The 13,987-nt window shown below is 60.4% G+C and carries 20 protein-coding genes; 8 read left to right on the top strand and 12 right to left on the bottom strand.

Annotation, left to right across the window (positions count from 1 at the left end):
- Positions 1-19 precede the first annotated feature (19 nt).
- Entirely contained in the window at positions 20-1,033 is a 1,014-nt protein-coding gene (locus JHX88_RS12115) for a LacI family DNA-binding transcriptional regulator (protein ID WP_076522995.1), read from the bottom strand.
- 116 nt (positions 1,034-1,149) lie between these two features.
- Between JHX88_RS12115 and kduI the strand changes: the two genes are divergently transcribed.
- From kduI to kduD, 3 genes are read left to right on the top strand one after another with little or no spacing between them, the layout of a single operon-like run.
- Positions 1,150-1,986, top strand: a complete 837-nt coding sequence (gene kduI, locus JHX88_RS12110) for a 5-dehydro-4-deoxy-D-glucuronate isomerase (protein ID WP_076522993.1) — start codon at positions 1,150-1,152, stop codon at positions 1,984-1,986.
- Between the two features lie 3 nt (positions 1,987-1,989).
- Entirely contained in the window at positions 1,990-4,485 is a 2,496-nt protein-coding gene (locus JHX88_RS12105; protein ID WP_076522991.1) for a carbohydrate-binding protein, read from the top strand.
- Complete coding sequence (kduD, locus tag JHX88_RS12100) at positions 4,482-5,207, top strand: 2-dehydro-3-deoxy-D-gluconate 5-dehydrogenase KduD (RefSeq protein ID WP_272848018.1); 726 nt, start codon at positions 4,482-4,484, stop codon at positions 5,205-5,207. The genes JHX88_RS12105 and kduD overlap by 4 nt, the downstream gene beginning before the upstream one ends.
- A gap of 338 nt (positions 5,208-5,545) precedes the next feature.
- Here the strand turns inward: kduD and JHX88_RS12095 are convergent, their stop codons facing one another.
- The 10 genes from JHX88_RS12095 to JHX88_RS12050 form a co-directional block, all read right to left on the bottom strand.
- A complete protein-coding gene (locus JHX88_RS12095) occupies positions 5,546-6,613 on the bottom strand; it encodes a site-specific integrase (RefSeq protein ID WP_084203215.1) in 1,068 nt (355 codons plus the stop codon).
- A 193-nt stretch (positions 6,614-6,806) separates the two neighbouring features.
- Complete coding sequence (locus tag JHX88_RS12090) at positions 6,807-7,331, bottom strand: MT-A70 family methyltransferase (RefSeq protein WP_272848017.1); 525 nt, start codon at positions 7,329-7,331, stop codon at positions 6,807-6,809.
- A gap of 47 nt (positions 7,332-7,378) precedes the next feature.
- A complete protein-coding gene (locus tag JHX88_RS12085; RefSeq protein ID WP_076526960.1) occupies positions 7,379-7,615 on the bottom strand; it encodes a hypothetical protein in 237 nt (78 codons plus the stop codon).
- The gene (locus JHX88_RS12080) at positions 7,612-8,295 is read right to left on the bottom strand and encodes a hypothetical protein (protein WP_076526961.1); all 684 of its coding nucleotides are present in this window, start codon (positions 8,293-8,295) and stop codon (positions 7,612-7,614) included. Before JHX88_RS12080 ends, JHX88_RS12085 begins: the two co-directional genes overlap by 4 nt.
- 210 nt (positions 8,296-8,505) lie before the next feature.
- Complete coding sequence (locus JHX88_RS12075; protein ID WP_076526962.1) at positions 8,506-8,718, bottom strand: hypothetical protein; 213 nt, start codon at positions 8,716-8,718, stop codon at positions 8,506-8,508.
- Complete coding sequence (locus tag JHX88_RS12070; protein WP_141225865.1) at positions 8,715-8,912, bottom strand: hypothetical protein; 198 nt, start codon at positions 8,910-8,912, stop codon at positions 8,715-8,717. Before JHX88_RS12070 ends, JHX88_RS12075 begins: the two co-directional genes overlap by 4 nt.
- On the bottom strand, positions 8,909-9,892 hold the full coding sequence (locus JHX88_RS12065) for a DUF2303 family protein (RefSeq protein WP_076526963.1): 984 nt from the start codon (positions 9,890-9,892) through the stop codon (positions 8,909-8,911). The genes JHX88_RS12070 and JHX88_RS12065 overlap by 4 nt, the downstream gene beginning before the upstream one ends.
- A gap of 12 nt (positions 9,893-9,904) precedes the next feature.
- On the bottom strand, positions 9,905-10,267 hold the full coding sequence (locus JHX88_RS12060) for a hypothetical protein (RefSeq protein ID WP_076526964.1): 363 nt from the start codon (positions 10,265-10,267) through the stop codon (positions 9,905-9,907).
- Between the two features lie 171 nt (positions 10,268-10,438).
- Positions 10,439-10,573 (bottom strand): hypothetical protein, encoded by a 135-nt coding sequence (locus JHX88_RS12055; protein WP_272848016.1) that lies wholly within the window; start codon positions 10,571-10,573, stop codon positions 10,439-10,441.
- Positions 10,570-10,887, bottom strand: coding sequence for a hypothetical protein (locus JHX88_RS12050; protein WP_076526965.1), 318 nt, complete (start codon positions 10,885-10,887; stop codon positions 10,570-10,572). The genes JHX88_RS12055 and JHX88_RS12050 overlap by 4 nt, the downstream gene beginning before the upstream one ends.
- A 167-nt stretch (positions 10,888-11,054) precedes the next feature.
- Here JHX88_RS12050 and JHX88_RS22335 point away from each other — a divergent pair, with 167 nt between their 5' ends.
- Positions 11,055-11,501: an HIRAN domain-containing protein gene (locus JHX88_RS22335; RefSeq protein WP_076526966.1), complete on the top strand. Its 447-nt coding sequence runs from the start codon at positions 11,055-11,057 to the stop codon at positions 11,499-11,501.
- A 96-nt stretch (positions 11,502-11,597) separates the two neighbouring features.
- Here JHX88_RS22335 and JHX88_RS12045 read toward each other — a convergent pair whose 3' ends face one another.
- Complete coding sequence (locus JHX88_RS12045; protein WP_076526967.1) at positions 11,598-11,963, bottom strand: helix-turn-helix domain-containing protein; 366 nt, start codon at positions 11,961-11,963, stop codon at positions 11,598-11,600.
- Between the two features lie 382 nt (positions 11,964-12,345).
- Here JHX88_RS12045 and JHX88_RS12040 point away from each other — a divergent pair, with 382 nt between their 5' ends.
- From JHX88_RS12040 to JHX88_RS12025, 4 genes are all read left to right on the top strand, one after another.
- Entirely contained in the window at positions 12,346-12,582 is a 237-nt protein-coding gene (locus tag JHX88_RS12040; RefSeq protein ID WP_336389868.1) for a hypothetical protein, read from the top strand.
- A 136-nt stretch (positions 12,583-12,718) separates the two neighbouring features.
- Complete coding sequence (locus JHX88_RS12035; protein WP_076526969.1) at positions 12,719-12,979, top strand: hypothetical protein; 261 nt, start codon at positions 12,719-12,721, stop codon at positions 12,977-12,979.
- Complete coding sequence (locus tag JHX88_RS12030; RefSeq protein WP_076526970.1) at positions 12,976-13,266, top strand: hypothetical protein; 291 nt, start codon at positions 12,976-12,978, stop codon at positions 13,264-13,266. Before JHX88_RS12035 ends, JHX88_RS12030 begins: the two co-directional genes overlap by 4 nt.
- Positions 13,263-13,889 carry a hypothetical protein gene (locus JHX88_RS12025; protein WP_141225866.1) on the top strand — a complete coding sequence of 209 codons (627 nt, stop codon included), beginning with the start codon at positions 13,263-13,265 and terminating at the stop codon, positions 13,887-13,889. Before JHX88_RS12030 ends, JHX88_RS12025 begins: the two co-directional genes overlap by 4 nt.
- Positions 13,890-13,987: the final 98 nt, after the last annotated feature.

Below are 13,987 nucleotides of genomic sequence, written 5' to 3'. Positions count from 1 at the left end.
AGGATCAGGAGGGGCAGGATCAAGTGGAGCAGGGGCCGCAACTGGCGCGCCGGATCAATTCGCAGGCGAGTTCGATCCGGCGTGCAGGCAGGTCGATCCCGGCAGAGCGGAGCCGCACCGTTTCGCAAAGCAGGTCGAGCGACAGGGCGCCGACTGCATGCATCGGGATCTTCACCGTGCTGAGCGCGGGCGACAGGTATTGCCCCTGCGGCAGCCCGTCGATCCCCAGCACCGAGATTTCTCCCGGCACCTTCCAGCCCGCCGATTGCAGGGCGGCGACGGCACCGGCGGCAAGGATGTCCCCGGCAGCGACGATGGCGGTGAATTCGAGCCCGTTCTCCAGCGCCTCCGTCACGCTGCGACGCGCCGCCTCGGCCGTCCAGTCCTCGACCTCGATGGTCAGGCGGGGGTCGAAATCTTCGGCCAGCGCATCCTTCCAGCCCTCAAAGCGGCGCAGGATCGTGCGGCGTCCCGGCTTGTTCATGAAGGCGATCCGGCGATGGCCGAGTTCGATCAGGTGCCGGGTCGCCAGGGCTGCCGCCGAACGGTTGCAGGGCGTCACGGAACTGAGCCGCATCCCGGGATCGTCGCCATTCACGATGACGGCGGGGCGGGGCAGTTCATGGGCAAAATCGAGTATCGCGTCATCCACGGTGACCAGCAGAACGCCGATCACATCCTCGGCCTCGGCGGTTTCTCGCAGGCTCTGCAGGCCGTCCGCGCCTTGATAGATCTGCGTATCGACACGGATATCCTGCGCATCGGCGCGTTCCTGTAGCCCGGCCAGCACATGCATGGTGAACTGACTGCGCTGGAAATCGATCATCGCCTCTTGCGACGAGACAAGCAGGACACGCCGCCCGGTGACAGATCCGGGCAGGGTGTAATTCATCTCGACCGCGGCGGCGCGAATTTTCGCCGCCAGCGCCTCGCGCACATAGCCGTTGCCGGTCAGTGCTCGTGACACCGTCGCGGTCGAGACGCCCAGCTTCCTGGCGATGTCGGTGATCCGCGTGCGGCCGTTCTGTCTCATGCAAACCTCGTGAGTATCTGACGCATGGTTATGAAATGAATTTACATATTGCACAATAGATTTCCTAGTGTGATCCGTTTGCGCAAATCATCAAGGCGAATATGAAGGAAATGGCTATGCCGATGTTGCAAAGATACGGAGCCGGGCCGGATCAGGTCGACGGCATGAAAACCACGGATCTGCGGGCGAATTTCATGGTCGAGGGGCTGTTCGCGCCGGGCCAGATCGAATTCGCATATACCCATTTCGACCGGATGATCGTGGGCGGGGCCGTGCCGCTGGAACAGGCGCTGGAATTCGGTGACGGCGAGGATGTCGGCACGGAATTCTTCTTTACCGCCCGCGAGATGGGGATCGCCAATCTGGGCGGCGCGGGCTGGATCGAGGTCGATGGCGAGCGTTTCGCATTGGCCAATCGCGATGTGCTCTATATCGGGCGCGGGGCCAGGCAGGTGGTTCTGGGCAGCGACTCGGCCGATGCGCCGGCGCGGTTCTACATGAACTCGGTTCCGGCTGGTGCCGATATCCCGCATCGGCTGATCCGCAAATCGGAATCCAAGGTGCTGGTGATGGGCGAGGCGGAGCGTTCCAACCAGCGCTCGCTGGCGATGTATATCCATCCCGAGGTCGCGCCCTCCTGCCTGCTGCTGATGGGGATCACCGATCCGGCGCCGGGATCGATCTGGAACACCATGCCGCCGCATCTGCATGAGCGCCGGATGGAGGCCTATTGCTATTTCGATCTCGCCGAGGGCGACCGGGTGATGCATTTCATGGGCCGCCCGGACAATACCCGTCACCTGGTCGTGGCCGATGGCGATGTCGTGCTGTCACCGGCATGGTCGATCCATATGGGCGCGGGCACCGGCCCCTATGGTTTTGTCTGGGGCATGACGGGCGAGAACCAAGCCTATACCGATGTCTCTCCCGTTGCCATTTCGGAGTTGCGCTAGATCATGCCTCTATCCGCCGGAACCCCGCTCTCCTATTGGCAAGTCACCACGCTGAGGCAAAGCCCCTATGACGTCGCGGATGCGCCGATGGAAGGCGAGATGGATTCGACCTTCTTCCTGACTAAGGACAAGAACTGGATTCCGCATACCTATCCCTGCCGCACTGCCTATATCGACGAGGTTCGCGGCAAGGAGCCCTCGACCCGCCCGATGCCGGATTGGATGGGCGCGCGCAATGTGCTGCCCACGGGTTCGGCCTTTCTCGACCTGTCGGGATTCTGGTTCCGGGCCACGCGGGTCGAGGGCTGGGCGCGCAGCGTGATCCATGCCGGGCAGGCGGGCACCGCGCGGCTGAAGCTGGGCATTTGCGGGGCGGCGAAGCTGTATGTGAACGGCGATCCGGTGGCATGGCTGTCGCCCGCGACGCGCAACGCGATGGATGAGGTCGAGTTCGATGCCGAACTGGTGGCCGGGGTAAACGAACTGGCGATCTGGTTCGAGGATCTATGCGAACGCGACGCAGTTCTGCGGATCTCCCTGGGCTGGATTTCGGGGCCAGAGGCCGAGGCGGGACATAGCTTTGCTGTTGATCCTGCCTTTGTGACGCAGGTCGAGGGTGCCTTGGCGGCCATGCATCTGGATCGCAAACGCTATGATGGCGAGGATATTCACCTGATCCTGCCCAGGCCCTTTCCGGCACCCGTCTCGGGGGGTGTCCGGATCAGCGGGCATTTCATGTCGCATGACCATACGGATCTGCGGATCGACATTCCTGCGGGCGCGGATCGGGTTCGGATCGGTCCTTCGGGCGATCTGCCTGCCGATTACCGTTATTTCGATTTTACGCTGACCTGTGACGGATTCACCGTGGATACCCGGCTCGGGGCCGAGATCAGCCATCGCGGCAGTATCGGACCGGCATCCGCCGATCCCGCCGCCCGCATCGAAGAGGCGATAGGCTGGATCGCCCGCAATGCCGAATCCGATACCGAGACAGCCCTGGCCTGCGCGGCACTTGGCGGCGATCTGGCGCTGGCGCGGGCGGATGAGATCATCACCGCAGCCCTGCCGGGGATCGAGGCCTGTTTCGATTGCGCCGATTTCGCGCTGGTGCCGCTTCTCTGGACTCGCATCGCCTATCCTGACCGCCTCTCTGACGGCTTGCGGGCGCGGATCGATGCGGCAGCCTTGAATTTCCGCTACTGGATGGACGAGCCGGGCAATGACGTGCAGTGGTATTTCTCGGAAAACCACGCGCTGCTGTTCCATACGGCGGCCTACCTGGCCGGTCACATGTTGCCCGAGGCGCGGTTTGTCCGGTCGGGGCGGACAGGGGCCGAGCAGAGCCGGATCGGCCATGACCGGCTGATGGCCTGGTTCGATCATTTCGAGGCGGCGGAGATGGCCGAATTCAACTCGGCCACCTATTTCCCGATCGACCTGAAGGGGATGACCGCGCTTCATGCGCTGGCCCATGATCCGGAGATCCGCGAGCGGGCCGGGCGCGCCATCGAGCGGCTGGTGACAGTGGTCGCCAATTCCGCCCATCACGGCGTGATCACCGGGGCGCAGGGCCGCAGCTATGAACATTCGCTCTGCACCGCCGATACGCTGGAACTGACCGGCATGGCGCGGCTGCTTTGGGGGCAGGGGAGCTTTGGCGCCCATGTGAACTGCCTTGCCCAGCTTGCGCTTTGCCTGCGCGATCACGGGCTGGTCCTGCCGGATCTGACCGCGACCGCCTGCTGGAGCGATGACGCGCAAGCGCAGGAATGGATGTTCCAGCAGGGGCAGAACGGTTTCGCGCGGCTCTATCACTATAAGACCAGTGAGACGGCCATGGGCTCGGCGGCGCTGTATCGTTGGGGCGAATGGGGCTATCAGGAAACGCTGATCCAGGCGCGGATCGGGCGGGAGCCCTCGGCACAGATCTGGATCAACCATCCGGGAGAGATCATTCAGTCCGGCTTTGGCCGCCCGTCCTTCTGGGGCGGCTCGGCCAGCGTGCCGCGCGTGCAGCAATATCGCGATCTGGCGGTGGTGAAATTCGACGGCGATCCCGCGCAGCCCGGTTTCACCCATGCCTGGTTTCCGACGCAATCATTCGACGAATGGGCGGTTGACGGCAAGCGGGCACTGGCGCGATCCGGTGCGGGCGGGGTGCTGCTATCGGCATCCGCCCCCTTGGCGCTGTCAACTCAGGGCGGATCGGCGGGGCATGAGCTGCGGCTGGAGGGCCGGAACGGGCTCTGGGTCATGCGGCTTGGCCATGCGGGCGAGCTGCAGGGCTTTGCCGCCCGGCACGTCCTGATGCCGGTTATCGAGCCCGATGGCACGATCCGGGTGAAGGACGCCGATTACGGCGAGGTCCTGTTCCGCCCGGATGGCGTGGTCGAGGCCGAGGGGCGCAGGCTCGATCCGCGTGACTGGACGCTGGAGGGTGAGCGGCGGGTGATGCCGCGCGAGGCAGAGGATATTCGACTGGAGGAACAGGGATGACAGCCTTTTCGCTTGACGGACAGGTTGCGCTGGTGACCGGCGCGAATACCGGGATCGGGCAGGCGATTGCGGTGGCGATGGCGCAGGCCGGGGCCGAGGTGATCGCCGCCGGTCGGCGCGATTGCGACGAGACGCTGGCGCTGATGGGCTCGGGCCGGACCATGCGCCTGGATTTCACTGATCCGATGGCGGCGCGGGATGTCTTTGCCGCTGAGCGCATCGATATCCTGGTGAACAATGCCGGTATCATTCGGCGCGAGGATGCGGTGGAATTCTCCGAGGCCGATTGGGACGATGTCATGGACGTGAACCTGAAGGCATTGTTCTTCACCTGCCAGGCTTTCGCGAAGGCGGCTTTGCCGCGCGGGCGGGGCAAGATCGTCAATATCGCCTCCCTGCTCAGTTTCCAGGGCGGCATCCGGGTGCCCTCCTACACGGCCAGCAAGCATGGGGTGGCGGGGCTGACCAGGCTGATGGCGAATGAATGGGCGGCGCGGGGGCTGAACGTGAACGCGATCGCGCCGGGCTATATCGAGACCAACAACACGCAGGCCCTGCGCGCCGATCCCGACCGCTCGAAATCGATCCTCGAGCGGATCCCGGCGGGGCGTTGGGGCAAGCCCGAGGATATTGGGCAGACGGCGGTGTTCCTGGCCGCGCCGGCCTCGGATTACGTCAACGGGGCAGTGCTGAATGTCGATGGAGGATGGCTTGCGAGATAGGCTTTCGGGATAAGCCCCGGTAGTCAAAACATGATCGCCGCGCCTGTGTTTCGCATGCGCGGCGTTTCAATATGAAAACCGCAAGGCTTTGAGGACGACATGTCATGCCTGAACATGCTTGGGCTGCGATGCCTGCTTGTGTCGATATTGGGCCAAGAAATCAAAGAGGCCGGACCCTGTGAAGGTCCGGCCTCTTTGTGATTGGAGCGGGCGATGGGATACGATCAGACGAATTTTCGTAATGTTTTCAACGGAAATGTGTCCCATGCCTTAGTATTCGCACCTCAATGATTCCAATAGGTTACAATTAGGGTGTCCCACGAAATTTGCGGTTTGTTCTACCAGTCCATGCCTTCCAGGCGCTTCATAGCATCTGCTGCCATACGCCAACGCTCGACTCCCTTCGTGTAGATTTCTGAGGTCTTTGCCTGCGTATGGCCGTGGATGGCCATGATCTGGTACTGGCTGCATCCTTCTTGCGCGAGCAGATGACCAGCTGCTTTTCGAATTCCGTGGCTGGACCGGTTCTGAAGCCCGGCTTCACGGCACCACCTGCGGAACATCTGGCCGAAGCTGTCGGACGATGTAAATGGCTTGCCCTTGTCGTTCAGGAGATATGTCGGACCTTGAACTTTCGTTGCTCTGGTTGCCTTGTAGAGTGGTGGAACCATGGGAATTTTAACAAAGGCCGATCCCCGCTTTTGTGGCTGCCAGGCAATTCCCCTGATGCCATCCTGCTTGAACTCGTTGTCTCGACCTAGAATGACCGCATCGCCAATTCGGCATGCAGTGAACATAAATAGGGTGAGAGCGAGGTGCGGCGTGCTTCCAGGCTTGTGAAACTTTCGATATTTTTTCAGATCGTTCACAGTCCAGGGAATGGCGCCACCCTTACCTTTGTTGATCTTTTCGATGCCGATTGCCGGGTTGACTTGGCACAGGCCAACATCTTTTACAGCCCATCGGTACATGCTGCGGATACCTTCAACCATGCTGTCGGCCCATGCCGGAGTTTCGAGCATGCTATCGCGCAGCTCGATGATCTTCATTTGCGGCATGCGCATATCATATTCGCCATACTCTTCGCGAAGCCTGGCCATGATTTGCTTACGCTTTTTCAGAGTGAGCGGAGACGCCTGACCGGCATTGACCTGTCGCTCCAAAGCGGCTTCGTGCTTGTAGCTGAGCCAGGCTATGGAGTTGCGAACTACGCGATCCTCGGGCGCGGTATGGACTTCCAGCGCCACACCGCGCCGCGCCGCGCGATAATGCTCCATGAAATCTGGATGGTCTGGCGTAACGTTCAATCTTATCCGTCGGGATTTATTCCCTTCGACCCTGACGCGATAACGGAATGCGCCTGATGGAAGCCGCTCTTTGAGCAAGCCAGGTAGTTCGATCATCATTGGGTCTACCATTGTTTGGGTAGCCCAAGTTTGTCGTTATCAATGCATTCGTCAAGCGGGGTTTCGGGTGGCAATATTCTGAGCGTAACTTCTCCCAGTACCACTTCCACCACCGCCATTGGATCGGCCTCGCGCGCACCCTGCACGGCTCTCCTGATGTCCGTTTTGGTATAGGCTGCACGCGGCCGTCCCATCAGCTCGTCACTTCCTGAAATTTCTCGGCTTCGTTGCCCCAGTTCGCCCATCCTTCACGGCGCTGGCGGCTGAACAGTTCGATGCGCCTGGCACCCGGCATCAGCCTCTCTGCCTCGGCGAACGCCTCGTCGGGTTTGCGGCTGTGCTCGCGGATCGGGCCCATGATGACCGAGCGCACCGACCGGCTGGTCTTCGGCGATCCGCGCGTTCCGATCAGGAACGGCTCACCAGCACAACGCAGAATGTAACCGGTCCCGAAGGCCAGCTTGCCGTGCTTGGTGGTCTTCACCCAATGACCGGCCGTCTTTCGATTGAAGCCCCATGCATCCATGATGTCGAAGGCCTCGCGCAGGAGCGGGTTGGTGGCCCAGAGCCACAGCACGCAATTGTCGGACGCCAAGGCAGAAACGGGCAGGGCAGCGATGTCATCGAGTGACATGCAGGCGTACTGCGCCTTGGCATTCTTCGCTTCGCCCGCGGATGAGAAATTGTCGAATGACCAGGGCGGGTCGGCCATGATCATGTCGAAACCGCCATAGGGGCGCAGGGTGTGGAATGTGTGAAGCTGGCTCATGTCTGCACCAGCCCGGCCGTTGCCATCCACTGCCCAAACGCCTCGGCTAGTGCCGCCTCTGCCGCCTGAACGGACTTCGCCGTGCCTCGGTGGTCGCTGCGATCCAGTTCCCAAGTTGCACGGCCGTCCCCAAGGGGATTGATGCGTCCGATATACGCCTTGTGACAGAATGCCAGAATGCGGCCGGTCTCGTGAGCCTCATGCGGCTTGTGGAAGGTGAGATTGGGTGTCATGCCGCCACCTCCATCGCATGCCTGCCCCATTGATCGGCGCAGGCATCTGCCACACCCTCATACGTGCGGCTGCGCAGCCTCCATCTGTCAGGGCCGCCGCGCGGGGCCCTGTGAACCGCGTTCCAGCGTTTCCATTCGTCGCTACCGCGCTCGGGCTCCGGCAGCCTGTTGGTCGGGGACAACTGCGGCAGGCCACGCAAGTAGAGGCCCGTGGCCTTGTAGAACGGCTCACCGAACCAGAACGGTTGAACCATCTGCGGAGCAGGGAGATCGGCCGGCATGCGATCTCGGGCCAGATCGTTCATTTCGGGGTTCTCGATCGCTACCCTCTCGATCGGCGTACGCCAGCATGAAATGAAGAGATCCACGCCTTCCACGAACTCGTTCTTCATGCTCTCCCAATTGCGCCCACGCGGCAGTTGTTTGGGCTGCGTCCACTTGCCCGGTCCCGACATCCAGCGACGGCCCGACCGGCACAGGCGCGTGCAGGGTGGGTGCATGACAGTCAGCAGGTCCCACCCGTCATCGAGATAGTCGCGCACGTCGCCGGTGATGTGCCGGTTGCTGCCCTCCTCAGCCGGGAGAATGTCGCAGGACCAGACATCGTGCCCGCGGGCAGCAAAGGCCCGGCGCATTACGCCCGAGGTTTCACAGGCGATGAGGATGCGGAGGGAGATCATGGGCGCCGTGCCTTCCCCGGTCCGTCCGGAACATTTCCAGCATCTGCCTGCGCCCTTTCCCAAAGCTGATAGCAACCGCGTTCTTTTGCGCGAGGGCATCCCTCCCACCAGAACTTGCAGCTACCAGGGCCAAGAGAAGGATTGCGACCGCATCCGCTCTTCTTCGCGGGTCGCTGCCACGTCATTTGAAGCGGGTCGTCGAAAAGCATGTCAGTCATGCGCACCCGACTCCTCAACCGCTCGCCCGATCTCGGCCGCCAGCCGCTCGATCATGTCGTCATCGGCAATAGTGCCGTCATCTTCGAGCAACGCCATCGCAGCTGCAGTGCGACCCATGTCACCGCGATAGCCTTGGCGGACCTGGAAGGCGTAAGCCTCGCGGAGCTGATCGTCGGTGAAGGCGGAAAGGGTAGGGATGCTCATTTCAACCACCGTGCGGCCAGCGCACCACCAGCGAAGGTGCCGAACATGCCGACCGCGATGAAGATCAGATCACGGGCCTTGATGGACTGCAGGGGTGACGGCACCTCGTGATCCTCGACAGCCGGAAGGTCAATCGGCAACGGTTCGATGGGATGGCGCATTGGCGCCACCCTGTGTTTCTCAGTGCCGCTCATGCCACGCCCACCTCGGGCACACCCATCATGAGCGGAACCTCGGTCTCGGCCTGTGCGCGATACATGGCCTCCCGTGCGGCATCGCGAAGCGCGACATCGGCATTGTAGAGACTGACGATGAACCGCACCTCGCTGCCGGACTTCCGGTAGCGGAAGCGAACGGCGAGGCGGTATAGCGCGCCTTCCTCGAAAACCGGGATGGCAATCATAAACAGGTTCGGCAGGCTCAGCGGCTGGCCATCGGGATCCTTGTGCTCGGTCAGGAACTGGACCTTAGCCTCGCCCGTGTCGCGATCAGTCTTGACCTGCAGATGGCCAGTTTCATGGACCTGGAACTCACGTGACAGATGCGCCAGCGCCGCATATTGCCCGAACCGGCCCTGCAGCTTCTGCGCAATCTCGATCATACGCTCTTCCCATGGCTGCAGATCACCGGAGGCTTTGCCCAACAGCGCCGGCGTCGGATCGAGGAAGTCATTGGCATTGTCCTCGATGAATTCGCCGAACTCGTCTTTCGTCAGGCTCTTACCGCTGATGCCGTTCCAGCGCTTCCATTCCTCGGAAACCGGGAAGGTATAGACGCCGGTATGACGGCCATGGCTGGCGGAGGGATCACCACCCTCGGGATCAATCACCGGCGCGCCGCCACCGTGATAGTCGATCACGGAAAGCATCTTCGGCGTCGGATGGATTTGTCCGAACAAAGCAGTGGCTTCGCCCTTGAAGCGATTGGTCCAGGCAATCAGGCTATCGAGATCGGCCAACTGTGCCTTGCCCTTGCGCTGTAGCGGGCGCAGCGCCTCCATGACCGAGCGATGCTGTGCAGTCAGATCATGCAACTTCATGCCTTCTGGCGCGGCGACGATATAGGGTGTCTCCGGCGCTTCTGCCGTGGGAAGCGAGACGAACTGCACCTCACCCACGCGCTTCATTTCCTCGATCACCGTCTCGGCGATATTCTTCGGGGTGTCCTGGGTCACGGTCAGCTCTCCTTACTCAGCAGTGCGCAGCTCGCGGCGACCATCATCGGCGTCGCGGATTTCCATGCGGGATTGCGCGGGATTGTGGGTGGTGATGGCACCGCCGCCGGTCATCCAGGCGACCGCCTTGTGCTTCGGCGGCTTGGGCCCGACGATCTTGTCATCCACCGTCAGCTCCAACTGGCCGAAACGATCCAGCTTCATGTCGATGGTGAGCGTGATCTTGGCCTTGGCGCTGGCCGAGAAATCATTGGCGAATTGCCGCATCTCGATATTGTTGGCCTCGATGCGCTCTTGCAGGTCGGGCAGGTAATCTCCGTTATCTGCCAGAGACAGAATCTGATCGAGGCTGCGCAGTTCCGGTGTCTGCGACATGAATTGTCCTTTCAGCTGAAGGTGAAAAATGCCCGCGACCGCAGGGGAGTTGAGGAGAAGAGGCGCAGTCGCGGGCCAGTGGGGTGCGAAGCAGAACGGCACCCTTCCGATGCGCACCAGGTCGTGGCGCGAAAGTGAATATCTGATGAAAAGTGGGGATGCGGCATCGCTTCACCAGCCCATCGCCTGTTGCACGGTCGTTCCGCCCCACCGGATAAGCAGCGCCATGAAAGTCGGCGCGGTCAGCAGGAACGTGACGAATAGGGTGGCTTGGGCGGCGCGAAGGGCGATCAGCTCGAGGGTCATGGCTGGGCCTCGTTCTGACCCTGCAGGAACGTGATGCTCTCGACCTCGGCCATATTGATTATGCCGATACAGCCAGCGCATTCGATCATCAGCGTTCCAGAGAATGCCCGGGAATCGTGAACCTTTTCGGCCATCTCACGAGCCGCAGCCGCAGGAACGCCCGGAAAGCGATCAAGATCACCACTGCGGTATTTGATGATGACAGTGCCGTAGGGGATGACGGCTCCCGCGATCTCACCAGGCGCGAAATGGCGGGCTTCCATCTGCTCAGATGCGAACTGCGCAGGTTCCACAAAAAATGCTGAGGTCGTCACTGGTGAGCTCCCTTCCGATGGGTGTCGGTTGGGATTGGATTGCACGCTATTGCGTTCATGTCAATACAGATAGAACGCTATAGCGTTCATCAATTGGTTCTTCTGTAAAGTTGATCGGTGCTTTGCCACAATCAATTCGAGAATCGCTGCCCCAATTGGAGGAACCTATGGGATTGTTGAGTTGGCTATTCGGCCTCGGCGGGGCTCGCGATAGTTCGCCCCTGCAAAATAGTACATCGCACAGGATGAGGCGGATATCGGGCCCAGGCGATTATGAGTTCGATATTGTCGGGGAAAGTCACTATCAAGCTGAGCTCACTAGCTTGGCAGGCCCAAAGACAGAGGAAGGCGTTGAGTTGGAATGTGATGCAGTACTTATGGCCGAGCCTAGCAATCCCTACGATGCGAACGCTGTTGCCGTTTTGATAGAGGATAAGAAGGTTGGATATCTTTCTCGGGCTGATGCGGCGCGGTGGACAACGCAACTAGACCGCATGGGGTGGGTCGGTGAGAGGGTATTGGTCGAGGCGCTAATCGTCGGCGGCTGGCTACGCAAAAGGCGAGTGAAGGTGGATGAAGGATCATTTGGGGTAAAATTGGACTTGGATTTCTAGGCAATTCTTTAGCGGCTCTCGGGTTGCTGATCGGCGAATGTTCGCCTAATGTTCCAGTGCGGGCGGAGGGCGTCATGAATGCTATTGACATAGAAATCATTGCTCTGTGGGCGAATCTTCCTGATTCACAGAGGGAGATTGCGTTGCATTCTCTCCGTCAGCTTGCATTGAAGCAAGAAGCGCCTTCGCCTGATTCTTCACATCAGGGCGAAGGCTTTGAAGAACTGCCAGGAATGCAAGGTCATCGTCATCAGCCTTGATGCCAGTGAGGATGTATAGAGCGTTCTTCTTGCCCAGCACATCAAGTATCCGTGCTAGTCGATCCGCTCCCGGTTCTTTGTGGTTTTTGATCATCTGCTGAACATAGTTTGGCCCCACGCCGGCAAGCCGGCTTAGTTCTCGCATCCCGCGATCGTCGGCCTCGATGGCCAGGACAAGTCTATCGAACCAACCTTTATTCATGACGATTGATTAGCACGACTATCTGCGCGCGGCTCGAACGTTATGGCGTGCATTGACATGAACGCTATAGCGTGCCTATACGTCGAATTATGAAACACAACCTGCTTACCGAGATCGATGATTTTATTGCCGAGACTGGGCTGTCTGAGTACCGGGCGGGTATTGTCTTGGCAAAAAATGGGCGTCTCATGCCGAGGCTTCGTAGCTCGGGTCGTGTTTGGCCAGAAACTGAAGCACGTATTCGTGCAGCACTGGTAGCTGAAAGATCGCGCCGTTCTAAGCGCTCCTCCCGGGAGGACGCAGCGTGACCATCCACACCGCGCCCTCCTGCTCATCGTCTTCTCCAGTTTCACCCTCACAGATGAAACATGGAGACTTTCCGATGAAAAATCCTGCCGAAAATCCGCGAAAGTGGTTTCGCAACATGCTTTGGCGCGCATTTCCGTCGCCATCCGAGCATGATCTGACCGTTAAAGCTGCCGGTGTCCTCGATGTCTCGCAGCGCCAGGTGAAGAACTGGCTGCGCGAAGAACATGACGCCTCGCTTCGCTATGTCATGGCCGTCATTGCCATCGCTGGCGCCGAAGTTGTCTTTGGCCGGATCGAGGGGCGCAAATGACCAGGCTCTATAATTACCTGATGGGAAGGTTCTACGAGGCGCGGTCGACCCGCGCCCTTTCCCTGCATCATCGCTTCAAGAAAACGGCGGAAAAATTCTTCCAGCGCTGCGGCTTGGATTGGGATGGGAGACAAGATTGAAAGATATTCTCGAAATCACTCCCTCAGGCATTCGCAGGATGTTGGTTGATCGCAGCGTCGACCAGGTCGCTGCCGATCTCCGCATGGACTCGGCGGACATCGAGGACATCGCTACTTCCACCACCGTCGTCATGTTGCGCTGCAACGACACCGGCCATGAATGGCGCACCACGGGCTGGCGTGGTGCATATCGCCGTGTCTGCCTGTTGGGCTTGACGGATTGGGATTGGTGGCCGGCCGGCAGGGGTGTCACATGACAAAACCTGATTTTACAGTATCGCCCCTTGCGCATATCCCGGTCGATGCCTGTCGAGCGCTTTGGTGCAATGTGCTGTCGATGGCATGGGAAGATGCTCTGCATCCATCGATCACGGCGCATCCCAAGGATGTCGAGCGTGCCCAATCGTGGTTTGGCGGCCGGGATTTCTGGCAGGTCTGCGCATTGGCGGGTGTTGAGGGTGACCGCATCCTGAAGGGCTTTCATGCGGCGCTATCCTCAGGCGACCCTAGATCGGCGGTTCAGCGCAAGAGGATTGCTGCATGACGCAGGTTCAACTCGCGGCCATCGATGATCTCGATGAATATCCGCTGACGGTCGAGGATCGGCTCGACAGCCACTATTTCATGGCGTGGGAGCGGCGGCGCTGGCTGAATTGCGACATGCGCCTGAAAGGCACTGCCGAGTGCCGGGCGCTGTATTTCGACCTGATCAATATCAGCTATGACCAAGCGCCGGTGGGCACCCTGCCGACCGATCATGCCGTCCTTGCCAAGATGCTGTTTGTCGATCGCGACCACTTCTCGCAGCTCTGCCGGTTGGAGTTCGGACCGCTGCACAAATGGCGGCGCGTCAAGTGCCGGGAAGAAATCCGGCTCATGCATCCGATGGTGTTGCGCTCTCTGACCGAGGCCATGTCACGAAAAGAGGATCACCGGGCGCGCAGCGAAGCGGCCAGTGCGGCGAAGCGCCTTTTGCGGTTGCGATCATCGCTTGCCGGGTATCAGGCCGAATTGGCCCAGAACGATGCCGCGGTCCGGTGGATCGATGAGTGGCTGGTCAAGGAAGGCTGCGAATACCGGTCTTCTAGCTGGATCGAGCGCGGGATCGCCCGTTGGTCCGATCACATGTTGGACCTAACCATGGCGCGAAATCGAACGCGCGGCTGAGACTTTCCGAACTGTCCCGACACTGTCCGAAAGACAGTCTGAGACAGTCCGCAGACACTTCGAGACTGTCTCGCTCGATAGAGACAGGGACAAAGACA

Origin of the sequence: Paracoccus saliphilus (assembly GCF_028553805.1) — a bacterium.
Taxonomy (GTDB): Bacteria; Pseudomonadota; Alphaproteobacteria; order Rhodobacterales; family Rhodobacteraceae; genus Paracoccus; species Paracoccus saliphilus.
Note: the sequence above shows the minus strand (reverse complement) of the source record. Positions and strands in the feature narration are given on the sequence as shown.

Coding starts and splice junctions, on each gene's coding strand:
- JHX88_RS12040 (WP_336389868.1), top strand. CDS start 12,346: ATGAAAAATCCTGCCGAAAATCCGCGAAAGTGGTTTCGCAACATGCTT.
- JHX88_RS12095 (WP_084203215.1), bottom strand. CDS start 6,613: ATGATGATCGAACTACCTGGCTTGCTCAAAGAGCGGCTTCCATCAGGC.
- JHX88_RS12025 (WP_141225866.1), top strand. CDS start 13,263: ATGACGCAGGTTCAACTCGCGGCCATCGATGATCTCGATGAATATCCG.
- JHX88_RS12080 (WP_076526961.1), bottom strand. CDS start 8,295: ATGATCTCCCTCCGCATCCTCATCGCCTGTGAAACCTCGGGCGTAATG.
- JHX88_RS12090 (WP_272848017.1), bottom strand. CDS start 7,331: ATGATCATGGCCGACCCGCCCTGGTCATTCGACAATTTCTCATCCGCG.
- kduD (WP_272848018.1), top strand. CDS start 4,482: ATGACAGCCTTTTCGCTTGACGGACAGGTTGCGCTGGTGACCGGCGCG.
- JHX88_RS12060 (WP_076526964.1), bottom strand. CDS start 10,267: ATGTCGCAGACACCGGAACTGCGCAGCCTCGATCAGATTCTGTCTCTG.
- JHX88_RS12055 (WP_272848016.1), bottom strand. CDS start 10,573: ATGACCCTCGAGCTGATCGCCCTTCGCGCCGCCCAAGCCACCCTATTC.
- kduI (WP_076522993.1), top strand. CDS start 1,150: ATGCCGATGTTGCAAAGATACGGAGCCGGGCCGGATCAGGTCGACGGC.
- JHX88_RS12115 (WP_076522995.1), bottom strand. CDS start 1,033: ATGAGACAGAACGGCCGCACGCGGATCACCGACATCGCCAGGAAGCTG.
- JHX88_RS12070 (WP_141225865.1), bottom strand. CDS start 8,912: ATGAGCGGCACTGAGAAACACAGGGTGGCGCCAATGCGCCATCCCATC.
- JHX88_RS12085 (WP_076526960.1), bottom strand. CDS start 7,615: ATGACACCCAATCTCACCTTCCACAAGCCGCATGAGGCTCACGAGACC.
- JHX88_RS22335 (WP_076526966.1), top strand. CDS start 11,055: ATGGGATTGTTGAGTTGGCTATTCGGCCTCGGCGGGGCTCGCGATAGT.
- JHX88_RS12075 (WP_076526962.1), bottom strand. CDS start 8,718: ATGAGCATCCCTACCCTTTCCGCCTTCACCGACGATCAGCTCCGCGAG.
- JHX88_RS12045 (WP_076526967.1), bottom strand. CDS start 11,963: ATGAATAAAGGTTGGTTCGATAGACTTGTCCTGGCCATCGAGGCCGAC.
- JHX88_RS12030 (WP_076526970.1), top strand. CDS start 12,976: ATGACAAAACCTGATTTTACAGTATCGCCCCTTGCGCATATCCCGGTC.
- JHX88_RS12105 (WP_076522991.1), top strand. CDS start 1,990: ATGCCTCTATCCGCCGGAACCCCGCTCTCCTATTGGCAAGTCACCACG.